The following is a 21,459-nucleotide window of genomic DNA, read 5'->3' on the forward strand; positions in this document are numbered from 1 at the left end:
GCCGCACAGGCACGGGAGTCCCGGGAGCGGGGACTGAGAGTGGGCGCGGCCGTCCTTACCGTCGAACCTGATCCGGGTCATGCCGGCGAAGGGAGCGATGCGTGAACCCAGGTGCGCTGGCCGTCGTCGGTGGCGGCGTCATCGGGCTGGCCGTCGCCCGGCGCGCCGCGCAGGCCGGCTGGTCGGTGCGCGTGCACCGCGCGCCCCAGCGCGGGGCCTCCTGGGTGGCCGGCGGCATGCTCGCCCCGCACAGCGAGGGCTGGCCCGGTGAGGACGACCTGCTGCGGATTGGGCTGGCGTCGCTGCAGCTGTGGCGCTCCGGTTTCCTCGACGGCCTGGCGCCCGAGGTCGTCACCGCGCGTGAATCGCTCGTCGTGGCCGTCGACCGCGCCGACGCCGCCGACCTGCGCACCACCGCCGATTGGCTTGCCGCACAAGGACATCCGGTGTGTTGGCGGACCGACGTCGGCGACCTCGAGCCGGCGCTGGCGTCGACCATCCGCCACGGCTTCGTCGCGCCCACCGAACTGGCGGTGGACAACCGCGCGCTCGTCGACGGCCTGGAGCGCCACTGCGAGCGGCTCGGCGTGGCGTGGGCGCCGCCCGTGGCCACCCTGGCCGACGCCGCCGCCGACGCCGACGAGGTGGTGATCGCCAACGGCATCGACGCGCCCGCGCTGTGGCCCGGCCTGGCGGTGCGGCCCGTGAAGGGCGAGGTGCTGCGGCTGCGGTGGCGGCGCGGCTGCCTCCCGGTGCCGGCGCGCGTCGTGCGCGCCCGGGTCCGCGGCCGGCAGGTGTACGTGGTGCCGCGGGCCGACGGCGTGGTCGTCGGCGCCACGCAGTACGAGCACGGCCGCGACACCGCGCCCACGGTCAGCGGGGTGCGCGAGCTGCTCGACGACGCCTGCACCGTGCTGCCCGCACTCGGCGAGTATGAGCTCGCCGAGGTCGCGGCGGGGCTGCGGCCCATGACCCCCGACAACCTCCCGATCGTCGGCCGGCTCGACCAGCGCACGCTGGTCGCGACGGGCCACGGCCGCTCCGGCTTCCTGCTGGCGCCGTGGACCGCCGAGGCCGTCGCGCAGGAACTGGCAGGAGTGCGATGAAGGTCACCGTCAACAACGAAGAGGTGCAGGTCGACGACGGCACCACGGTCGGGCAGCTGCTGCGCCTGCGCGGCTTCCCCGACCGCGGGATCGCCGTCGCGATCGACTGGGCGGTGCTGCCGCGCTCGGAGTGGGATCAGGCGCTGGCCGACGGCGCGCGGGTGGACGTGGTGGCGGCGGTGCAGGGTGGCTAGCGGCGACACACTGACCATCGCCGGCCGCAGCTTCGGCTCACGGCTCATCATGGGCACCGGCGGCGCCGCCAACCTCGCGGTGCTCGAACAGGCGCTGGCGGCGTCGGGCACCGAACTCACCACGGTCGCGATGCGCCGCGTCGACGCCGAGGCCGGCACCGGGCTGCTCGACCTGCTGGGCCGGCTGGGCATCACGCCGCTGCCCAACACCGCCGGCTGCCGCGGCGCCGCCGAGGCCGTCCTCACCGCGCAGCTGGCGCGCGAGGCGCTGGGCACCGAGTGGGTGAAGCTGGAGGTGATCGCCGACGAGCGCACCCTGCTGCCCGACGCGATCGAATTGGTCCGGGCCGCTGAGCGGCTGGTCGACGACGGCTTCGTCGTGCTGCCCTACACCAACGACGACCCGGTGCTGGCCCGGCGGCTCGAAGACGTCGGCTGCGCGGCGGTCATGCCGCTCGGCTCGCCGATCGGCACCGGGCTCGGCATCGCCAACCCGCGCCACATCGAGCTCATCGTGGCGGGGGCCGGCGTCCCGGTGATCCTCGACGCCGGCATCGGCACCGCCAGCGACGCCGCGCTCGCCATGGAATTGGGCTGCGACGCGGTGCTGCTGGCGACCGCCGTCACGCGCGCCGCCGACCCGCCCGCGATGGCCGCCGCGATGGCCGCCGCCGTCACCGCCGGACACCTCGCCCGCCACGCCGGCCGGATCCCCAAGCGCTACTGGGCGCAGGCGTCGAGCCCGCCGGTCTGATGGCGCGCTACGTCGCCCTCGGCAGCTCCATGGCCGCCGGACCGGGCATCGCGCCCCGCGCCCCGGGATCGCCGCGGCGGGCCGGCCGGTCGGCGAGAAACTATCCGCACCTGCTCGCCGAGGCACTCGGCCACGACCTCGTCGACGTCACCTATTCCGGCGCCACCACCGCGCACGTGCTCTCCGAGCGTCGCCCCGGTGCCGCCCCCCAGGTCGACGCGCTCGACGGCACCGAGGCGCTGGTGACCGTCACGATCGGCGGCAACGACGTCGGCTACGTCCCGCTGCTGATGGCGGCCGGGCTGCCGCGGGCGCTGCGCCGGGTGCCGCTGCTGGGCGACCGGCTGCGCGAGCTGCTCAACCCGGCGGCCCGCGACGCGGCGTTGGCCGGCCTGGGCGCCGCGCTGCAGGAGGTCGGCCGGACCGTCCGGGCCCGCGCGCCGCGCGCCCGGGTGCTGTTCGTCGAGTACCTGACGCTGCTGCCGCCGCCGGGCACCGCCGCCCCGCCGCTCGCCGAGCGCGACGCCGCGCTGGGCCGCCACGTCGCGGCGGAGCTGGCCCACCACACCCGCGCGGCCGCGGCGACCACCGGCTGCGAGGTGGTGCCCGTCGCGGCCGCCAGCGCCGACCACCACGCCTGGTCGGCAGCGCCGTGGACCACCAAGCCCGGCCTGCCGGTGCCGGGCCGCCCGGCGCCGCTGCACCCCAACGCCGCCGGTATGCGGGCGGTTGCCGAACTGGTGGCCCGGCAGGTGGCGCGCACCGTGCCATAGTGGGGGCGATGATCACGCTGACGGGGCTGACCAAGCAGTTCGGTGCAACGAGAGCCGTCGACGACCTCACCGTCACCGTCGAGCCGGGCGTCGTCACCGGTTTCCTGGGACCCAACGGCGCCGGCAAGTCGACCACCATGCGGCTGATCGTCGACCTCGACCGCCCCACCTCGGGCACCGCGACCGTCAACGGGGTCCGCTACCGCGACCTCACCCATCCGCTGCGCACCGTCGGCGCCCTGCTCGACGCCCGGCAGCTGCATCCCACCCGTTCGCTGCGGGCGCAGCTGCGCTGGATCGCCGCCGCCAACCGGATCCCGGTGCGCCGGGTGGACGAGGTGCTGGGCATCGTCGGGCTCGCCGACGTCGCGGGCCGCAAGGCGGGCTCGCTGTCGCTGGGCATGGCGCAGCGGCTCGGGATTGCCACCGCGCTGCTCGGCGACCCGGGCGTGCTGCTGTTCGACGAGCCGGTCAACGGCCTCGACCCGGAGGGCATCCGGTGGGTGCGGACTTTCATGCGCAGCCTCGCCGCCGAGGGCCGCACGGTGTTCGTCTCCAGTCACCTGCTCGCCGAGATGGCCAACACCGCGGACCGGCTCGTCGTCATCGGCCGCGGCCGCCTCGTCGCCAACACGAGCATGGCCGAGTTCACCCGGCAGTCCGGCGCCGACGCGGTGACCGTCCGCAGTCCCGACGCCGGCCGCTTCGCCGCCGCCCTGTCGGACGCCGGCCTCACCGTCACCGACGGACCCGATTCCTCGCTGGTGGTGCGCGGCGCGGCGATCGACGAGGTGGGCGAGCTGGCCGCCCGCCACGGCGTCACCCTGCACGAGCTCAGCAGCCGGCAGGCGTCGCTGGAGGAGGCCTACTTGTCGCTCACCGACGCACCGTCGACTACCGGTCGCGCGTGGTGCGGCCGTGACCGCGGTCGGCGACGCGCTGGCCGCCGAGCGCATCAAGCTCGCCACCACCCGCTCACCGCTGTGGTGCGCCGTCGTCGTGGCGGTGGTCTCGCTCGGCACCGCCGCCGCCCTGGGCGCGGCGGGCAGCGAGTGGACCCCGGTGACGCCGAACGACGTCGCGATGGGCCTGGCCGCGGTCGGTGTTCCGGTGCTCATGGTGGTGGCGGCGCTGACCGTCACCGGCGAGTACCGCACCGGCCTGATCCGCACCACCCTGCTCGCCATCCCGAACCGCACGATCATGATCGGCGCCAAGGCGCTGCTCGCGGTGCTCGTGACGGTGCCCTTCACCGCGGCGCTGATGCTGCTGTCGCTGCTGGCGGCCAAGGGCCAAGCGTCCGCGGCGGGCGGGATGCTGCTCGACCTGGGGTCCGCGGCGGCGTGGCGGCCCGTCTGGGCGGTCGCCGTGTACGCCGGGCTGGCGGTGGTGCTCGCGATCGGCGTCGCGGCGCTGGTACGGCATTCGGCGGGGGCGGTTGCCGTGCTGCTGCTGTGGCCGTTCGTTCTGGAACCGGTGCTCGCGGTGCTGCCCAGCACCAGCGGCTGGGCGCGCCCGCTGCTGCCGTTCACCAACGCGTTCGCCTTCACCGACGTGCCGTGGCTCTATGTGACCGACGGGCTGTGGTGGGGGCCGACGGGGTCGCTGGTGTACTTCGCCGTCGTGGCGGTTGCGGTGTTCGTCGCCGGTGCGGTCGTCGTCAACCGCCGCGACGCGTGACTACGGTGGGGCCGGTGACGCGTCGGGCGAAAACCGGGGCCGTGCTCCTGGCGGCGGTGGCCGTGGTGGCGGCGGGCTGTTCCCGGACCACCGCGACGCAGCAGGAGTCCGAGCCCCCGACGGCCGAGGCGGCCGGCCGGTTCGCCGACGAGCTGAGCGGCCGCGTCTCGATCGACGCGATGATGGCGCACCTGCAGTCGCTGCAAGACATCGCCAACGCCCACGGCGGCACCCGCGCCGCCGGCACCCCCGGCTACGAGGCCAGCGTCGACTATGTCGCCACCACGCTGCGCGACAAGGGCTTCGACGTGCAGACGCCGGAATTCGACTACCGCGCCTTCACATCCGGGGAGGTGTTGCTGCGGATCGGCGGGCAGCCGGTGCCGGCGAAGGTGCTCGAGTTCAGCGCGGGCACGGCGGCCCAGGGCGTCGCCGGCCCGCTGGTGGCGGCCCCCGCGGACCAGGATCCCGGCTGCAGCGCATCGGATTACGACGGGCTGCCGGTGCGGGGCGCGGTGGTGCTCGTCGATCGCGGCACCTGCCCGTTCGCGGACAAGGAGGCCGCTGCCGCCGCGCGCGGCGCCGTGGGCCTCATCGTCGCCGACAACGTGCTCGAGGAACGGATGGGCGGCACGCTGGGCGAAGACAACACCAACGTCACGCTGCCGGCGGTCGGCGTCAGCAAGCCCGACGGTGAGCGGCTGCGGAGCCGCCCAGGCCCGGTGGAGCTGCGCGTCGACGCCACGACCTCGACGGTGCGGTCCCGGAACGTGGTCGCGCAGACGAAGACCGGCGCCACCGACAACGTCGTGGTGGTCGGCGCGCACCTGGACTCGGTGCCCGAGGGGCCCGGCATCAACGACAACGGCAGCGGCACCGCGGCCGTGCTGGAGACCGCGGTGCAGTTGGGATCGTCGCCGGAGATCGCCAACGGGGTGCGGTTCACGTTCTGGGGCGCCGAGGAGTCCGGGCTCGTCGGGTCCCGCCGCTACGTGGCGTCGCTGTCGCTGGATCAGCTGCGCGACATCGCGCTGTACCTCAATTTCGACATGCTCGGCTCCCCGAACGCGGGCTACCTCACCTACGACGGCGACCAGTCGATCCCGCCGGACGAGCGCGGGGTCGCCATCGTGCCCGAGGGGTCGGCCGGCATCGAGCGCACCCTGGCCGGCTACCTCGACCGGGCGGGCAAGCCGGCCGAGGACACCGCATTCGACGGCCGCTCCGACTACGACGCCTTCACCCGCGCCGGTATCCCGGCGGGCGGACTGTTCTCCGGCGCCGAGGACAAGATGACCGCCGACGAGGCCAAGGAGTGGGGCGGCAAGGCCGACGAGCCGTTCGACCCCAACTATCACCAGGCCGGCGACACGATCGACGCGGTCAACCGCGACGCGCTGCGCATCAACGGCGACGGCGCCGCCTACGCCGTCGGCTGGTACGCCCAATTCCTCGGCGGCCGCAACGGCGTCCCGGTCCCCGAGGACCGGGTGCGCCACCTGCTGCCGCCGTCATGACCCCGCGGCGCATCGCGGCGCTGCTGCTCGCCGCGACGCTGGTCGCCGGCTGCGGCGCCGACGAACCGGCGGCTGACGCGGCGCCGCTGCCCGACCGGCTCGCCGCCCGGGTCACCGTCGACGGCATGTGGCGGCACCTGCAGGCGCTGCAGGACATCGCCGACGCCCACGGCGGCAACCGCGCCGAAGGCCGCCCCGGCTACGACGCGAGCGTCGACTACGCCGCGAAAACGTTGCGCGACAACGGCTTCGACGTCAGCACCCCGGAGTTCAGTCACATCGTGGTGGCCGAGCGGGGCCGGCAGACGCTCACCGTGGCCGGCCGGGACTTCCCCGTCGAGCAGGCCGCGCTGCTGGTGACCACCCCGCCCGAGGGGCTGCGCGGCCGCGTCGTCCGACCCCGCCGGCCCGCGGGCTGCACGGCCGACGACTACCGCGGCGTCGCGGTGCGCGGCGCGCTCGCCGTCGTCGACGACCGCGACTGCCCGGCCGCCGAGAAGCACCGGGCCGCCGCGGATTCCGGCGCGACCGGCCTGCTCATCGTCGGCGGCGCACCGGCGCCCGCGGACCTCTTCGGGCCGCACTACTACGACGCGCTGACCCTGCCGGTGGCGGTGATCCGGCCCGACGCCGACGCGGCGCTGCGCCGCACGGACGGTGAGGTGGTGCTGCGCACCGAGAGCCGCACCGAGCGCACCACCAGCCGCAACGTGCTGGCGCGGACGGTCACCGGCGCGACCGACAACATGGTGGTGTTCGGCGCGCACCTCGACAGCGTGGTCCGCGGCCCGGGCATCAACGACAACGGGACCGGGGTGGCCGCCGTGCTGGAGACCGCCGCCGCACTCGGCGCGTCGCCCGGCACGGCGAACGCGGTGCAGTTCGCGCTGTGGGGCGGCGAGGAGGCGGGCCTGTACGGGTCGACGGCCTACGTCGACGGGCTGGGTGCCCAGCGGGTCGCCGACATCGCGGTGTACCTCAACGCCGACATGCTCGGCTCACCGAACCCCGGCTACTTCACCTACGACGGCGACCAGTCGGGCGAACCCAGCCCGACGGTCGCGCTGGGCGACGTGCCCGCCGGCTCGGCGGGCGTCGAGCGGACGTTGGCCGGTTACCTCAACCTCGCGGGCAAGCGGCCGGCCGACCAGCCGTTCGGGGTGTCCTCCGACTACAGCCCGTTCCTGCGCGCCGGGGTCGCGGTCGGCGGCGTCACCACCGGGAACGCGCAGCGCAAGACCACCGTGCAGCAGCGGCTCTGGGGCGGCGAGCACGGTGTCGCGTTCGACCCGAACTACCACAGCGCGCGCGACACGATCGACAACGTGGACCGTGATGCGCTGGCGGTCATGGCGTCGGCGCTGGCGTTCGCGGTCGGCACCTACGCCGAGTCCACCGACGGCGTCAACGGCGTCCCGCCGCGCGGCGAGCGGTCGCGCCCCTAGGCGTTCTTGGCGGCATTGGCGCCCAGCCAGCCGCCGTAGGCCAGCAGCCCGGCCGTCGCGAGCTTGCTGCGGCCGGTGGCGTACGCCAGCCCGATCGCCGTCTCCAGCGCGCCGTTGACGTAGATGTACTGCTGGGTGTTGGTGGGGAACGCCGAGACGGTCATCGACTCGAAGAGCTCCGGCTTGACGAAGTGCGACAGCCCGACGCCCGCGAGGGCGGCTCCGGCGAGGCGGCTCAGCGGTGCGGCCATGTCTGTCCTTCCTTATCAGGCGATCGTGTAGTCGGTGAGCGGGAACTCCGACGCCTCACGCAGTGCCGCGCGGGTCGTCATGGGGCGCAGCAGCGTGGCCTCGCCGTGCGGGTTGAAGTAGTACGACCGCGCCGACGCGCAGTTCCCGGCGTTGAACACCGTCTCGCCGAGCAGTTCGGTCATCCGGTCGAGGTAGCGGGCGTTGGCGTCCTCGGTGACGTCGAACGTCGTCGCACCGCGCCGCATCACCTCGCCCAACAGCCGATCCATCAGCCGCATCTGGTATTCCATCGTGTTGAAGAAGTTCAACCCGAGGAACGCATACGGGCTCGCCAGCGACAGCAGGTTCGGGAAGCCCGGCACCGACACGCCCTGATAGGCCTGGAACCTGTTCTCCCGCCACCACTTCCCGAGGTTGCGCCCGTCGCGGCCGATGATCTCGATCGCGGGGAAGTTCGCCTCCCACAGGTCGAAGCCGGTGGCCAGGACCAGCGTGTCGATCTCCGTGCGGGTGCCGTCGCCGTTGACGATGCCGTCGGGCTCGATGCGTGCGATGCCGTCGGTCTGCAGGTGCACGTGCGGCTTGGTGAACGTCTTGTAGTAGCTGTTGGAGAACGTCGGCCGTTTGCAGCCCAGGTCGTAGTCGGGCGTCAGCTTCTCCCGCAGCTCCGGGTCCTTGATCTGCGCGTGGCGCAACATCTTCGACAGGTCGGTGGCGCTGACGTTGAGCCGCCGGAACGGCAGCCTCGCGTGGTGCAGACCCACGTAGATGATGAACTCGTAGATGGCGTCGGTGACCGCGCGGATGATGCGCTGCGTCACCGGGAGCCGCGCGAACAACCGCTTGGCGAGCGTCCCGAAGCGGAAGTCGATCTTCGGCACCACCCAGATCGGGGTGCGCTGGTACACCGTCAGGTCCGCGGCCGTCTTGGCCAGTTCCGGGATCAGCTGCACGGCGGTGGCGCCGGTGCCGATCACCGCGATGCGCCGGCCCCGCGGATCGAAGCTGTCGTCCCACGCGGTGGTGTGGATGACCTTGCCCTCGAAGTCGGCGATGCCGGGGATCTCCGGCGTGCGGGGCTGCGACAGGAAGCCGGTGGCGGTGATCAGGTAGCGGGTGGTCAGCGTGTCACCGTCGGCGAGCGCCACCTGCCAGGTCTGCGATTCCTCGTCCCAGCGGGCGCCATCGACCACGGTGTTGAACTGGATGTGGCGCCGGACGTCGTACTTGTCGGCGACGTGATCGGCGTACTGCTTGATCTCGGTGCCGGTGGAGTACAGCCGCGACCAGTTGGGGTTCGGCTCGAAGAAGTAGGAGTAGGTGGTGGTGGGCACGTCGACCGCCAGGCCGGGGTAGTGGTTGACGTACCAGGTGCCACCCAGGTCGTCCTCGCGGTCGAGGATCACGAAGTGGTCGATGCCGAGCCGCTTGAGCTGGATCGCCGCGCCGATGCCGGCGAATCCGGCGCCCACGATCACGGCGTCCCATCGCGCGTTCGCAGGGGTCGAAGCCATGCCCGAACGGTACCGCAGCGGTTTCTGCCGTCGCGTCGCTCGCCGGGCGAGCCTCAGCCCAGCAGCCGCAACGCGGCGTCGACCGCCACCGCCGCGACGTCCACCGTTCGCGACGCGAGGTCGTGCCGCGCGCCGGTGATCTCGATGATCTCGGCCGGCCCGGCGATCAGCGCGGCGGCCGCCCGCAGTTCGTCGATCGCGCCGAACGGGTCGCGGGTCCCGTGGGTGAAGACCGTCGGCGCCGCGATGCGCGGCAGGTGTCCGGTGCGCAGCCGCTCCGGCTTGCCGGGCGGGTGCAGGGGATAGCTGAACAGCGTCAGCACGTCGACCGCGAGTCCGTCGGCGACAGCCATCGACGCCATCCGCCCGCCGTAGGAGTGGCCGCCGGCGATCACCGGCCCGTCGGTCAGCGTGCGCGCGTAGGCGACGGCGGCGACGATGCCCGCCTGGTCCGCGGCGGCCGAGCCGGACGGCGGGCCCGTGGGCCGGCGGCGCCGGTAGGGCAGGTCGTAGCGGACGGCGAGCCAGCCGCGGCGGGCCCACTCGTCGCACAGCCGGACCAGCATCGGGGCGTCGCGGTTGCCGCCGGCGCCGTGCGTGAGGACGACGACGCCGCTCGGTGGGCTCGCCGGCTCGTGCGCGACGCCGGCGATCGGCTCACCCGTCACGGGTGAGCCGCCACAGGGCCGACACCGGCCCGTGCCCGGCGCCCAGCGGATAGGCCGCCCGCAGGCACTCGGTGACCCAGCCCTTGGCGAACGCCACCGCGTCCGGCACCGCATAGCCGTGCGCGAGCGCGGCGGCGGTGGCTGCGGCCAGCGTGTCGCCGGCACCGTGGTCGTGGCCGGTGGGCAGGCGCGGCGCGTCGAACTCGTGGAAGTCGCTGCCGTCATAGAGCAGGTCGGGGCTCTGCGCCGACGACCGCAGGTGGCCGCCCTTGACCAGCACCCACCGCGGGCCCAGCGCGTGCAGCGCGCGGGCGGCGTCGCGCTGCGATCGTGCGTCGACGACCTCGATGTCGGTGAGCAGGCGGACCTCGTCGAGGTTGGGCGTCACGAGCGTGGCGAGCGGGAACAGGTCGGTGCGCAGGGTGTCCAGGGCGCTGGGGTGCAGCAGCGGATCGCCGTGCATGGACGCGCACACCGGGTCGACGACGAACGGCACGGTGCCGGCGAGCCCCTGTTCGCGCCAAATGTGGGCCACCGCGCCGATGATCGCCGAGGAGGCGAGCATGCCGGTCTTGGCGGCCTGGATCCCGATGTCGGAGCTGACGGCGGCGATCTGGCCGGCCACGATGTCGGGCGGCAGCTCGTGGAACGCCCGGACGCCCAGCGAGTTCTGCACCGTCGCGGCCGTGAGCGCCACGCAGCCGTGCACCCCGAGCATCGCAAAGGTCCGCAGGTCGGCCTGCACGCCGGCGCCGCCGCCGGAGTCCGAGCCGGCGATCGTCATCACCCGCAGCGGCGTCCGGCCCGGCGGCGGCAACGGAAGAAACGCGGCGGTCGACTGTCTCGACATGTCAGCTCCCTACGCCGGCATTACCCGGTCAGGTTCATACGGTCGACAGCCCCAGCTGTCCTCTCAGCGCGCTCGGTGCGCGCTCCCGCGTTCGGACAGTGATCAAGCTAGCAGCCACTCGGTTAGACCTGTAGTGCTTTGTATAGCTAACATATGTAATCTGCCGAACGAGACGTGAGCGAAGAGATGACGACTGACGCAGAGATGACGACTCCACCCGTGGTGGCCGACCCGGCGGTCGCGGTCGCCGAGACCGCCCGCCGCCGCGGCCGCATCGACCACGACCATCCGCATTACAAGTGGGTGGCGCTGTCCAACACCACGCTGGGGACGCTGCTCGCCACGATCAACGCGTCGATCGTGCTGATCTCGCTCCCGGCGATCTTCCGGGGCATCGGGCTCAACCCGCTGGCGCCGGGCAACGTGAGCTACCTGCTGTGGATGCTGATGGGGTACCTCGTCGTCACCGCCGTGCTCGTCGTGCCGTTCGGCCGCCTCGGCGACATGTTCGGCCGGGTGCGGATCTACAACCTCGGCTTCGCCGTGTTCACGTTCGCGGCGGTCGCGCTGTCGTTCGACCCGTTCCACCTCGGCGGCGGCGCCGTGTGGCTGATCGCGTGGCGGGTGGTGCAGGGCATCGGCGGCGCGATGCTCATGGCGTCGTCGTCGGCGATCCTCACCGACGCGTTCCCGGCCAACCAGCGCGGCATGGCGCTCGGCGTCAACATGGTCGCCGCGGTCGCCGGGTCGTTCCTCGGCCTGCTGATCGGCGGGTTCCTGTCCGAATGGCACTGGCAGGCGATCTTCTGGGTCGGCGTGCCGATCGGCATCCTCGGCACCGTCTGGAGCGTGCGGTCGCTGCGCGAGCTCGGCGTGCGCACGCCGGGACGGCTCGACTGGGCCGGCACGCTGACCTTCGGCGCCGGCCTGACGATCCTGCTGATCGGCATCACCTACGGCATCCAGCCCTACGGCGACTCGTCGACCGGCTGGGCCAGCCCGTGGGTGCTCGGCGCCATCGGCGCTGGCCTGCTGCTGCTGGTGGCGTTCTGCTTCGTCGAGCTGCGGGTGGCGCAGCCGATGGTCGACATCCGGTTGTTCCGGTCGACGTCGTTCGGCATGGGCAACCTCGCCGGGCTGCTGTCGTCGGTGGGCCGCGGTGGGCTGCAGTTCATGCTCATCATCTGGCTGCAGGGCATCTGGCTTCCGCTGCACGGCTACTCGTTCGAGTCGACGCCGCTGTGGGCGGGCATCTACATGCTGCCGATGACCATCGGCTTCCTGATCGCCGGCCCGCTCGCCGGCTCGCTGTCCGACCGCTTCGGCCCGCGGCCGTTCACCGTGGGCGGCATGGTGCTGATGGCGGTGTCGTTCGTGGCGCTGGTGCTGATCCCGGTGAACTTCGACTACCGGCTGTTCGCGGTGCTGGTGTTCCTCAACGGCCTCGGCGGCGGCATCTTCACCTCGCCGAACACCGCGTCGATCATGTCGAGCGTGCCCGCCGCGCAGCGCGGGTCGGCGTCCGGCGTGCGCGCGACCTTCTTCAACGCGGGCTCGTCGCTGTCCATCGGCGTCTTCTTCTCGCTGATGATCGTCGGCCTCGCCGGCACCCTGCCCACCGCGCTGAGTTCCGGGCTGCAGGAGCAGGGGGTGTCCGCGTCGGTCGCCCACGAGGTCGCGAACCTGCCGCCGGTCGGCAGCCTGTTCGCGGCGTTCCTCGGCTACAACCCGATGGCCGAACTGCTCGAGCCGTACCACGCGCTGCAACAGCCCGGCGTCAACGCCGACGTGCTGACCGGTCAGGCGTTCTTCCCGAACCTCATCTCCGAGCCGTTCCACAGCGGTCTCGTGGTGGTGTTCGGCGCGGCCGCGGTGATGATGGTGCTCGGCGCGATCGCCTCGCTGTTCAACAAGAGTCGTTACGCCGACAGCGAGTAGGGGTACGCGGCGGGGATGACTGCAACGCCGTCGGAGCCAGATCCCACCGGCAACAGGTCGCCGGACCGCGACGCGGTCGACGCCACCGACCTCGAGCCCGGCGGCAGCGTGACCCCGGGCGCGACGCCGCCGGACACCAATCCCGTGTCGGGCAGCCTGGCGCCCGAGGGGCCGCCGCCGACGTCACGGTTCTCGCAGGGCGCCGTCATCACGTTCGTCGTCGTGGGCGTCATGGTGGTGTTCTTGCTGGTGGCCGTCGTGCTGGCGGTGCTGCAGCTCTAAGTGCGGGCGATGTCGTCGGCCAGCTCGCTCAGCAGCGTGTCGACCTGCTCGGTGTCGATGCCCCGCCGGCCGATGCGGGCCTTGCGGAACCGCATCCCGCGCACGTCGTCGGCCGACAGGTGCCCGCGGCCGTCCAGCCGCCGTGCCACCAGCGCGAGCGCGTCGCGCACCGGCTTCTCGTCGTAGCCGCGCCGCGGCCAGGGCGGTTTCCGGAACTCGATGCCGCGCAGTTTCTCGGCTGTCCAGCGACCTGCGGCATCTCCCACGGTCGCGATGCTAGCGGTCCGTCAGAAGGGCGGGTCGCCAGCGCCGGGATGCTGCGGCGGCGGCCGCCAGTCGCCGGGCAGCTCGAGCGATTCCATCGGCTCGTTGATCCACGTCGCCAACGGGCTCGGGCTGCGCTGCACGCCTTGGAACGCGACCAGCCAGCCGCGCGATTCGTTGCGCCATCGACGGTCCGCGATCTCCTTGGCCCGCGCTTCGTTGAGGCGCTTCTCCTCGTCGTGCTGTCGGCGCAGCACATGGTTGCGGTTGCGCTGCCGGGCGATGTGGGCGCTGCGTTGCTGCTCGCGGGTGCGTGGTCGGCGCTTCGGTCCGAACAGGTCGACGCCGGCGGGCTCGGTGACGAAGCGGCGACCGGTCGGTGACTCCCAGCCGACCGTCCCGTCGGGAAGCTGCCGGTCCCGCCACCCGCCGAAGGTCTTCAGGCGGTGATGGAGCCGGCACAGCAGCTTCGTCCCGGAGGCGACGGTGCGGCCGCCGGCTGCCGGGTCCGTGTGATTGAACGGCTCCGTGTGGTCGACGTCGCAGTGCGTCGCCGGCCGGCTGCATCCCGGGAACCGGCAGGTCAGGTCGCGGCATTGCACCAACCGTTCCAGGGCGGCGGGCGGCCGGTAGGTCAGGGCCGCGTCCGACGTCGCCTCGTCCAGCAGCCGCCGACTTGCGCCCGCCGCCAACTCGCGCAGATAGTCGGCGTCGATGACGCCGTATCCGGCGAGGTAGCCGACGTCGTCGTCGTCGCCGGCCAGGGTGGCGGCGCTGCCGACCACGTTGACGACGACCTGCGGTGCGGTCTTCGACGTGGACCGGTTCGGGCAGTCGTCCCGGCCGCACTCACACGCGAGCGGCACCCCCGTGCTCCACGCGACCACCGCGTCCGCCCGCCGCTGCACCATGGTCCGCGGGTCGGCGGCGCAGACCCCCTTGGCGAGCTCGCCCAGCCTGCTGTCGAATACGGCGGCGTCGGCGGCGCGGACGGTGCCCCAGAGTTCGGCCATGCCATTCGGTAGCGGCGTAATCCCGACGGCGCGCTCGTCGAGCTCCTTGCGGCGGCGCTGCCGCACGGCGTCGCGATCCGTCGCCAGCACCAGCTTGTCGATGCCGTTGACGACGCGTTGCCGGGACCGCCCGCGCCACGAGGCGAGCTGGGCGGCCAGCGCGGAGTCGATCCGGGCGATCAGCTCGTCGTCATTGACCAGGTCGGTTCGATTGACCACCAGTTGTGCGGTGCGCCAGTCGATCTGGCCTTCGGCCAGCAGCGCGCCGACCTTGGCCAGCCGCGTCGTCAACGCGTCGGCGTAGTGCACCTGGTAGGACGCCGCATTGACCGAGATTCCGAGCTGCGCGCCCACGTCGGCGCAGGCGCGCTGAAACGGCGTGACATAGGTGAACGGCGGGGCGTCCTCCTCGACGGCGTCGATCGCCTCGTAGTGCCGGAGCAGCGCAGCCGTTGCCGCCAGCCGGCGCGCGGTGATCACCGCCTCCAGGCGTTGCGCGTCGCCGATCATGCCGAGCAATTCGGCCGGCGGCCGTTCGGTTAGTTCAGTATCGAACATGTGTTCGAGTATACCGAGGCCCACCGACTCGGGCGGCTGTCAGGGTCGCAGCTGTGGACACCCGACGCCCGAGCGCAGCGGCTATCCCGACAGCTCCACCAGCACCGGCGCGTGATCGCTCGGCGCGCCGACGCGGTCCTTGCCGGTCTTGCGTTCGTCGCGGACGATCTCGGCGGCGGTCACACGGTCGGCGAAAGCCGGTGAGCCCAGGATGAAATCGATGCGCATGCCGCGGCGCTTCTGGAACGCCAGCCGCGTGTAGTCCCAGTAGGTGTAGACACCGGGCCCCGGCGTGAACGGCCGCACGACGTCGACGAAGCCGGCGTCGATCATCGCGGCGAACGCGGCCCGTTCCCGCGGGGTGACGTGGGTGCTGTCGCGGTAGGCCTCGACGCTCCACACGTCGTCGTCGGTGGGCGCGATGTTCCAGTCGCCGACCAGCGCGATCGGCGCGGACGGATCGGCGGCCAACCAGCTCGCGGCCGTATCGCGCAGCGCCGCAAGCCATTCGAGCTTGTAGGCGTAGTGCGGCGAGTCGGGCACCCGGCCGTTGGGCACGTAGAGGCTCCACACCCGCACGCCGTTGCAGGTGGCTCCGAGTGCCCGGGCCTCGGCGGCCGCCGCGACGTCGGGCTTGTCGGCCCACGTGGGTTGTCCGGCGAAGCCCACCTCGACCTCGGAGATGCCGACCCGCGACGCGATGGCGACGCCGTTCCACTGGTTGAACCCGCAGTGCACCACCTCGTAGCCGCGCTCGAGGAACGGCATGGTGGGGAACTGGTCGTCGGCGCACTTGGTCTCCTGCATGGCCAGCACGTCGACCTCGGCGCGGTCCAGCCAGTCGACGACCCGGTCGACGCGCGCGCGGATCGAGTTGACGTTCCAGGTGGCCAACCGCATGCGGTTCACCCTACGGCCGGGCCAGCAGCCGCCCGTCGACGTAGCGCACCCGGTGGTGCGGCCGGTAGCCCATGGCGTCGTAGAGCGCCAGCGCCGCAGCGTTGTCGCTGAGCACCTGCACGTAGCCGCGGTCGGCGCCGCGGGCAGCGCCCCAGCTCAGCAGCGCTTCGCACACGCGGCGGGCGTGGCCGGCGCGCCGCTGCGCGGGGACCACGTGCACCGCGGCGATGCCCACCCAGCGGCTACCGTCCGGGGACGTGGTGACCGCGGCCCGGCCCACCGCCGCGCCGGGCACCGACGCGAACACCACCTCGCCGTCGAGCACCGCGGCCAGCACCTCGGGCCGGACCTCGCGGTCGTAGAGCGCCAACCAGTCATCGTCGGGACGTGGCTGCAGCGTCACGCCCGGCGACGACGGCGCAGATTCGACGGCCCGCGTCAGCACCTGGTTCTCGCGGTGGACGGGCAGCTCGGGCGGCAGTCGCAGCAGGCGGTCGGGCGCGGCGAGCCACGGCGTCACCCCGCGCTCGCGGTACCACGCGACGATCTCCGACACCGCCTCGGGGGACGCCGAAGGTTCAAGCGGCACCGCGGAATTGGCGCGTGTCGTCTCGCCGTGGCCGTACCGCAGCAGCCAGCCGTCGAGCCAGCGCTGCTCGACACCCGGCCAGGCGAACGCGGCGGCGTGCTCCAGCCGGCGGATGTCCGACGCCCGCACCGGTGCCTCGGGCAGCTCGCGCACCGACAGCACGTCGGCCGGGTCGACCTCCACCTCCTCGCCGCTGCGGGTGCGTACCCGCCAGCGCGGCGCGTCGGACACCACCACGCCAATTACGTCGGTCAGCGGCGGCACCGACCCCGGCGCCAGCCGGTAGCGGATGGCGACGCGGCGGGACGACATCGAAAAGCTCAGTGGCCGAACGGGTCCGGGACAGATCCCGGCAGCCAGGAGAGGCCGGGCTCGCCCCAACCGTTCGCCTTGACGGCGCGTTTGGCGGCGCGGGCATGCCGGCCGACCAGCCGGTCGAGGTACAGGAAGCCGTCGAGGTGCCCGGTCTCGTGCTGCAGCATCCGCGCGAACAGGCCGGTGCCCTCCAGCGTGATCGGGTTGCCGTCGGCGTCCAGCCCGGTGGCGCGGGCCCACGACGCGCGGCCGGTGGGGAAGGACTCGCCGGGCACCGACAGGCAGCCTTCGTCGTCGTCGTCCGGATCGGGCATGGTCTCGGGGATGTCGGAGGTTTCCAGCACCGGGTTGACGATCACCCCGCGGCGGCGCGGACCGCGGCCGCGGGCGTCGGCGCAGTCGTAGACGAACACGCGCAGCGGCACGCCGATCTGGTTGGCGGCCAACCCGACTCCGTGCGCGGCGTCCATGGTTTCGAACAGGTCGGCGATCAGCTCGGCCAGTTCGGGCGGCAGCGAACCGTCGTCGCCGACGGGCACCGGCTCGGTCGCCGTGTGCAGGACGGGATCTCCCACGATGCGAATGGGGCGGATGGCCATGGGGGACAAGCCTAAGGGCGAGTCCACGCTGGCGAACACGCGCGCGGTCGGCTGACGTTCCCGCACCGTCCGGCGTGCTTAGATACCTACGAATCACACCGATGGCATTTCGACGAGGCGGGAAGGGGTCCCACAGCGATATGGACGGCGCGATCGCCCGGTCCGGGGAAACCGACGACCGATCCGAACCTGCTGACGGGCTGACCCGCCGCGAACACGACATCCTGGCGTTCGAGCGGCAATGGTGGAAGTACGCCGGCTCGAAAGAAGAAGCCATCAAGGAGCTGTTCTCGATGTCGGCGACCCGCTACTACCAGGTGCTCAACGCACTCGTCGACCGGCCCGAGGCGCTCGCGGCCGATCCGATGCTGGTCAAGCGGCTGCGACGGCTGCGCGCCAGCCGGCAAAAGGCCCGCGCGGCCCGCCGGCTCGGCTTCGAGGTGACGTAACCGGTCGACCACCGGCCGATAGAGTGAGCCCGATGAACGACCGCGTGCCCGATTCATCGGGATTGCCGTTGCGCGCCATCATCATGGTGCTGCTCTTCCTCGGCGTCGTCTTCCTGCTGGTCGGCTTCCAGGCGATGGGCGGCGACGACGACGCGTCATCGACCACCACCGCCGGCACCACCACGACGGCGACGTCGGCGGCCCCGACCTCCGCGGCCGTCGCAGCACCCCGCCCGCCGGTGATCGTGCTGAACCGCGGGGAGACGCCCGGGCTGGCCGAGTCGACCGCCGCCCAGTTGCGGGCGGACAACTGGAACGTCGTCAAGACCGGCAACACCAGTGACGTCGAGGTGACCGGCACGACCGTGTTCTACGCCGACCCGGACCGGGCGGCGGCGGAGCAGATCGGCGACCTGCTGAAAACGGGTCCACCCGAGTTGCGACCGCTGACGCTGGGCGACGAACCGGCAGGCGTCGTCGTCGTAGTCACGGGCTAGGCTCTCAGACCATGGTCATGCCCGTCAGCCCCAAGCAGGTCGTCGCCGTCGCCGTGGCCGCTCCCGTGCTCGTCCTGAGCGGCTGTACCCCCAATGAACCGCCCGCCACCGCGCCCGGCACCACGCCGCCGGTGTGGACCGGATCGCCCGAGCCGGCGCCGTCGGGCGAAGCCGCGGCCGGCGGCGAGGGCGCGGAGAAGCTGACCGCGGAACTGAAGCTGGCCAACGGCACGCCGGTCGCCGAGGCGACGTTCGCGGTCACCGGCGACTACGTGACGGTGACGGTGCAGACCACCACCTCGGGACTGCTGACGCCAGGCTTCCACGCGCTGCACGTGCACCAGGTGGGCAAGTGCGAGCCCAACTCGGTGGCACCCAGCGGCGGCGCTCCCGGCGACTTCAACTCCGCCGGCGGACATCTGCATTCGCCGGGCATGGCGCATCCGGCCAAGGGCGACCTGTCGCCGCTGCAGGTGCGCCGGGACGGCTCGGCGATGCTGGTGACCACCACCGACGCCTTCACCGCGCAGGACCTGACAGGCGGGCAGGGCGCGGCGCTGATGATCCACGAGAAGGCCGACAACTTCGCCAACATCCCGCCGGAGAAATACCAGCAGATCAACGGTGATCCGCCGCCGGACCAGAACACCCTCGACACCGGCGACGCCGGCAAGCGGATCGCCTGCGGTGTCATCAGCGCCGGGTAGCGCGCGACCCCGAACCAGGATCGACTTCGCCGGCTCCTACCGGCCGACCCTCGGCGTCGAATGGGAGTTCGCGCTCGTCGACCGGCAGACGCGCGATCTGTCCAACGAGGCCACCGCCGTCATGGCCGAGCTGGCGCACAATCCGCACGTGCACCGCGAGCTGCTGCGGAACACGGTCGAAATCGTCACGGGCATCTGCGATTCGGTGCCCCAGGCGATGGACGATCTGCGGGCCACCCTGGCCGAGGTCCGTCCGGCGGTCGAGGACCGGGGGCTGGCGTTGTTCGGCGCCGGAACGCATCCGTTCGCGCGGTGGTCGGCGGCGAAGCTCACCGACGCACCCCGCTACGCCGAGCTGATCAAGCGCACGCAGTGGTGGGGCCGGCAGATGCTCATCTGGGGTGTGCACGTGCACGTCGGCGTCTCGTCGGCGCAGAAGGTCATGCCGATCATCTCGTCGCTGCTCAACCAGTATCCGCACCTGCTCGCGCTGTCGGCGTCGTCGCCGTTCTGGGACGGCGAGGACACCGGCTACGCCAGCAACCGCGCCATGATGTTCCAGCAGCTTCCCACCGCCGGGTTGCCGTTCCAATTCCGTCGCTGGTCGGAGTTCGAGGGCTTCGTCTACGACCAGAAGAAGACCGGGATCATCGACCAGATCAACGAGATCCGCTGGGACATCCGGCCTTCGCCGCAGCTTGGCACCATCGAGGTGCGGGTCTGCGACGGCGTGTCCAACCTGCGGGAGCTGAGTGCGCTCGTGGCGCTGACCCACTGCCTGGTGGTCGATCTCGACCGTCGGCTCGACGCCGGCGACGAGCTGCCGATCATGCCGCCGTGGCACGTGCAGGAGAACAAGTGGCGCGCCGCCCGCTACGGCCTCGACGCCATCATCATCCTCGACGCGCAGAGCAATGAGCGGCTGGTCACCGAGGATCTGGACGACCTGCTGACCCGGCTGCAACCGGTCGCGAAGAGCCTCGACTGCGAGGCCGAGCTGGCCGCGGTCGCCGACATCCCGCGGCGGGGGGCGTCGTACCAGCGTCAGCAGCGGGTGGCCGCCGAGCACGGCGGTGACCTGCGCGCGGTGGTCGACGCGCTGGTGGCCGAGATGGACGCCTGACATGGCGGGGGACGTGACCGGGGCGATTGCCGACGTGCTGCCGATGTTCCCGCTCGAGATGGTGCTGCTGCCCGACGACGAGCTGCCGCTGCGGATCTTCGAGCCCCGCTACGCGCGGCTGGTGGAGGACTGCCTGACGTTTTCGGACCCGGCGTTCGGGGTGGTGTTGATCGCCGCCGGCCGCGAGGTCGGCGGCGGCGACGTGCGCTACGACGTCGGTGTGCTGGCCCGCATCGCCGACCACCAGAGCCAGGGCGACGGCCGCTACCGGCTGCAGTGCCGCATCGCGCACCGCATCCGGGTGCTCGAGTGGCTGCCCGACGACCCCCTATCCGCGCGCCCGGGTGCAGAACTGGCCCGACGAGGCCGGGCCGGGCGTCGGGGTCGACGACATCGGCGAGGTCGAGGACGCCATCATGGCGCTGTTCGAGCGCATCGCCGCCGCCCGCAACGCGCAGCTCCCGTCGCGCCTGGAGCTGCTCGGCGAGATCGAGCCCGGCGACGACGCGGGAAAGCGGTTGTTCGCGTTGGCATCCCGCGTGCCGATGGGGCAGGCCGACCGATACGCGGTGCTGGCCGCCCCCGGCGCGGTGCAGCGGCTGGCGGCGCTGCGCGAGGCCGTCGAAACCGTGAGCGCGATGGTCGCGTTCCAGCTGGGCGCGGAGTAGGGGTCCCGTCCGCGGCGATGCTTTTACAGCGTCTCGCCCGCGTCCGCGAGCAGTGTGCTGCCGGTCATGATGGTGGACAGATCGCTGGCCGCGAAGAGGACGACACGGGCGATGTCGTCCGGAACCCCGATACGCCCGATCCGGCTCTCGAACATGACCTCCGGCTTGATGCTGTCGACGTCGTCGACCCCGGCTTGCTGCATGGCCTCCTTCAACGCCGCCATGTTGCCCTCCGTCGGAACGAAACTCGGCGCTACGCCGAGCACCCGCACGCCGAGGGGCGCAAGATCCACAGCGAGCGACTTCGTGAGGCCACGGGCCGCGTGTTTCGAGCTGACGTATGCCGACATCCCCGGGAACGCCACCTGGAAGCCCGCGGTCGAGATGACGTTCACGATCACGCCGCCAGATCTGTCGAAGGTCATCCGGCGTGCCGCCTCGCGGGAGCACAGGAAGACCGCGCGGGCGTTGACGGCGAAGACCCGATCCCACGTCTCGTCGGTCATCTCAAGGACCGGGGCGTTGGGGAACAGGCCGGCGTTGTTGACCCAGATGTCGAGACCGCCCAGTTCGGCAACCGCGAGGTCGGCGGCGGCGACGACGTCTGCCGTGTCCGAGACGTCCGCGCGGGTGCCGATGGCGGTCACGCCGTAGCACGCGGCGATGTCGGCGGCAGCGTCGCGCGCGGGCTGCTCGTTGATGTCGACGATGAGCACGTCCGCACCCGCCTCGGCCAATCGGGCAGCGATCGCCTTGCCCAGACCCTGGGCGCCGCCGGTGACCACCGCGCGCCGGCCTGTCAGC

The 21,459-nt window shown here is 72.3% G+C and carries 24 protein-coding genes, 2 pseudogenes and 2 riboswitches; of the genes and pseudogenes, 15 read left to right on the forward strand and 11 right to left on the reverse strand.

From position 1 onward, the window contains the following. Position 1: 1 nt before the first annotated feature. Positions 2-111: riboswitch (TPP riboswitch) on the forward strand. The 5 genes and pseudogenes from thiO to LV457_RS07805 all read left to right on the forward strand — a co-directional run. After that, positions 102-1,106, forward strand: coding sequence for a glycine oxidase ThiO (thiO, locus tag LV457_RS07785; RefSeq protein ID WP_232170212.1), 1,005 nt, complete (start codon positions 102-104; stop codon positions 1,104-1,106). Its footprint overlaps the riboswitch before it by 10 nt. After that, positions 1,103-1,300 (forward strand): sulfur carrier protein ThiS, encoded by a 198-nt coding sequence (thiS, locus tag LV457_RS07790; RefSeq protein WP_232170213.1) that lies wholly within the window; start codon positions 1,103-1,105, stop codon positions 1,298-1,300. The genes thiO and thiS overlap by 4 nt, the downstream gene beginning before the upstream one ends. Continuing rightward, positions 1,293-2,054: a thiazole synthase gene (locus LV457_RS07795; RefSeq protein ID WP_374198760.1), complete on the forward strand. Its 762-nt coding sequence runs from the start codon at positions 1,293-1,295 to the stop codon at positions 2,052-2,054. The genes thiS and LV457_RS07795 overlap by 8 nt, the downstream gene beginning before the upstream one ends. Further along, positions 2,054-2,827, forward strand: a complete 774-nt coding sequence (locus LV457_RS07800; protein WP_232170214.1) for an SGNH/GDSL hydrolase family protein — start codon at positions 2,054-2,056, stop codon at positions 2,825-2,827. The genes LV457_RS07795 and LV457_RS07800 overlap by 1 nt, the downstream gene beginning before the upstream one ends. An 8-nt stretch (positions 2,828-2,835) precedes the next feature. Continuing rightward, positions 2,836-3,339 (forward strand): annotated as a pseudogene (locus LV457_RS07805) (ATP-binding cassette domain-containing protein); the annotation flags it as partial. Between the two features lie 47 nt (positions 3,340-3,386). Here LV457_RS07805 and LV457_RS07810 read toward each other — a convergent pair. After that, positions 3,387-3,650 (reverse strand): hypothetical protein, encoded by a 264-nt coding sequence (locus tag LV457_RS07810; protein ID WP_232170467.1) that lies wholly within the window; start codon positions 3,648-3,650, stop codon positions 3,387-3,389. Positions 3,651-3,745: 95 nt separating this feature from the next. Between LV457_RS07810 and LV457_RS07815 the strand changes: the two genes are divergently transcribed. The 3 genes from LV457_RS07815 to LV457_RS07825 are packed head-to-tail and all read left to right on the forward strand — an operon-like array spanning position 3,746 to position 7,469. Further along, positions 3,746-4,507: an ABC transporter permease gene (locus LV457_RS07815; protein WP_232170439.1), complete on the forward strand. Its 762-nt coding sequence runs from the start codon at positions 3,746-3,748 to the stop codon at positions 4,505-4,507. 14 nt (positions 4,508-4,521) lie between these two features. After that, the gene (locus LV457_RS07820) at positions 4,522-6,024 is read left to right on the forward strand and encodes a M28 family metallopeptidase (protein WP_232170440.1); all 1,503 of its coding nucleotides are present in this window, start codon (positions 4,522-4,524) and stop codon (positions 6,022-6,024) included. Further along, positions 6,021-7,469: a M28 family peptidase gene (locus LV457_RS07825; RefSeq protein WP_232170215.1), complete on the forward strand. Its 1,449-nt coding sequence runs from the start codon at positions 6,021-6,023 to the stop codon at positions 7,467-7,469. The genes LV457_RS07820 and LV457_RS07825 overlap by 4 nt, the downstream gene beginning before the upstream one ends. Here LV457_RS07825 and LV457_RS07830 read toward each other — a convergent pair. The 4 genes from LV457_RS07830 to thiD all read right to left on the reverse strand — a co-directional run bounded on the left by LV457_RS07830 (position 7,466) and on the right by thiD (position 10,753). Then, a complete protein-coding gene (locus LV457_RS07830) occupies positions 7,466-7,720 on the reverse strand; it encodes a hypothetical protein (protein ID WP_232170216.1) in 255 nt (84 codons plus the stop codon). The genes LV457_RS07825 and LV457_RS07830 overlap by 4 nt on opposite strands. 15 nt (positions 7,721-7,735) lie before the next feature. After that, on the reverse strand, positions 7,736-9,235 hold the full coding sequence (locus tag LV457_RS07835; RefSeq protein WP_232170217.1) for an NAD(P)/FAD-dependent oxidoreductase: 1,500 nt from the start codon (positions 9,233-9,235) through the stop codon (positions 7,736-7,738). A gap of 53 nt (positions 9,236-9,288) precedes the next feature. Continuing rightward, a complete protein-coding gene (locus LV457_RS07840) occupies positions 9,289-9,903 on the reverse strand; it encodes an alpha/beta family hydrolase (protein WP_232170218.1) in 615 nt (204 codons plus the stop codon). Beyond that, positions 9,893-10,753 carry a bifunctional hydroxymethylpyrimidine kinase/phosphomethylpyrimidine kinase gene (thiD, locus tag LV457_RS07845; protein ID WP_232170219.1) on the reverse strand — a complete coding sequence of 287 codons (861 nt, stop codon included), beginning with the start codon at positions 10,751-10,753 and terminating at the stop codon, positions 9,893-9,895. The genes LV457_RS07840 and thiD overlap by 11 nt, the downstream gene beginning before the upstream one ends. Continuing rightward, positions 10,743-10,852, reverse strand: a riboswitch (TPP riboswitch). (Overlaps the previous gene by 11 nt.) 105 nt (positions 10,853-10,957) lie before the next feature. Between thiD and LV457_RS07850 the strand changes: the two genes are divergently transcribed. Then, the gene (locus LV457_RS07850; RefSeq protein WP_232170220.1) at positions 10,958-12,691 is read left to right on the forward strand and encodes an MFS transporter; all 1,734 of its coding nucleotides are present in this window, start codon (positions 10,958-10,960) and stop codon (positions 12,689-12,691) included. A gap of 15 nt (positions 12,692-12,706) precedes the next feature. Further along, positions 12,707-12,973 carry a DUF6480 family protein gene (locus tag LV457_RS07855; RefSeq protein WP_232170221.1) on the forward strand — a complete coding sequence of 89 codons (267 nt, stop codon included), beginning with the start codon at positions 12,707-12,709 and terminating at the stop codon, positions 12,971-12,973. Here LV457_RS07855 and LV457_RS07860 read toward each other — a convergent pair. The 5 genes from LV457_RS07860 to LV457_RS07880 all read right to left on the reverse strand — a co-directional run bounded on the left by LV457_RS07860 (position 12,970) and on the right by LV457_RS07880 (position 17,211). Next, positions 12,970-13,239 carry a DivIVA domain-containing protein gene (locus tag LV457_RS07860; protein WP_232170222.1) on the reverse strand — a complete coding sequence of 90 codons (270 nt, stop codon included), beginning with the start codon at positions 13,237-13,239 and terminating at the stop codon, positions 12,970-12,972. The genes LV457_RS07855 and LV457_RS07860 overlap by 4 nt on opposite strands. Before the next feature lie 21 nt (positions 13,240-13,260). Continuing rightward, on the reverse strand, positions 13,261-14,808 hold the full coding sequence (locus LV457_RS07865; RefSeq protein ID WP_232170223.1) for an HNH endonuclease signature motif containing protein: 1,548 nt from the start codon (positions 14,806-14,808) through the stop codon (positions 13,261-13,263). Between the two features lie 81 nt (positions 14,809-14,889). Further along, positions 14,890-15,708, reverse strand: a complete 819-nt coding sequence (locus LV457_RS07870) for an exodeoxyribonuclease III (protein ID WP_232170224.1) — start codon at positions 15,706-15,708, stop codon at positions 14,890-14,892. 10 nt (positions 15,709-15,718) lie between these two features. Next, a complete protein-coding gene (locus LV457_RS07875) occupies positions 15,719-16,609 on the reverse strand; it encodes a GNAT family N-acetyltransferase (RefSeq protein WP_232170225.1) in 891 nt (296 codons plus the stop codon). 8 nt (positions 16,610-16,617) lie between these two features. Beyond that, the gene (locus tag LV457_RS07880; RefSeq protein ID WP_232170226.1) at positions 16,618-17,211 is read right to left on the reverse strand and encodes a peptide deformylase; all 594 of its coding nucleotides are present in this window, start codon (positions 17,209-17,211) and stop codon (positions 16,618-16,620) included. Between the two features lie 140 nt (positions 17,212-17,351). On the opposite strand from LV457_RS07880, the gene LV457_RS07885 reads away from it, so the two are divergent. The 5 genes and pseudogenes from LV457_RS07885 (at position 17,352) to LV457_RS07905 (ending at position 20,655) form a co-directional block, all read left to right on the forward strand. After that, positions 17,352-17,660: a DUF3263 domain-containing protein gene (locus LV457_RS07885; RefSeq protein WP_232170441.1), complete on the forward strand. Its 309-nt coding sequence runs from the start codon at positions 17,352-17,354 to the stop codon at positions 17,658-17,660. 32 nt (positions 17,661-17,692) lie between these two features. Next, on the forward strand, positions 17,693-18,157 hold the full coding sequence (locus LV457_RS07890; protein WP_232170227.1) for a LytR C-terminal domain-containing protein: 465 nt from the start codon (positions 17,693-17,695) through the stop codon (positions 18,155-18,157). 11 nt (positions 18,158-18,168) lie between these two features. Then, positions 18,169-18,864 carry a superoxide dismutase family protein gene (locus LV457_RS07895; RefSeq protein WP_232170228.1) on the forward strand — a complete coding sequence of 232 codons (696 nt, stop codon included), beginning with the start codon at positions 18,169-18,171 and terminating at the stop codon, positions 18,862-18,864. Beyond that, on the forward strand, positions 18,845-19,987 hold the full coding sequence (locus tag LV457_RS07900; RefSeq protein ID WP_232170229.1) for a glutamate--cysteine ligase: 1,143 nt from the start codon (positions 18,845-18,847) through the stop codon (positions 19,985-19,987). The genes LV457_RS07895 and LV457_RS07900 overlap by 20 nt, the downstream gene beginning before the upstream one ends. Position 19,988: 1 nt before the next feature. Continuing rightward, positions 19,989-20,655 (forward strand): annotated as a pseudogene (locus LV457_RS07905) (LON peptidase substrate-binding domain-containing protein). Positions 20,656-20,678: 23 nt separating this feature from the next. Here the strand turns inward: LV457_RS07905 and LV457_RS07910 are convergent. Next, complete coding sequence (locus tag LV457_RS07910; protein WP_232170230.1) at positions 20,679-21,440, reverse strand: SDR family NAD(P)-dependent oxidoreductase; 762 nt, start codon at positions 21,438-21,440, stop codon at positions 20,679-20,681. Positions 21,441-21,459: the final 19 nt, after the last annotated feature.

It is taken from the genome of Mycobacterium sp. MYCO198283 (assembly GCF_021213805.1).
GTDB lineage: Bacteria > Actinomycetota > Actinomycetes > Mycobacteriales > Mycobacteriaceae > Mycobacterium.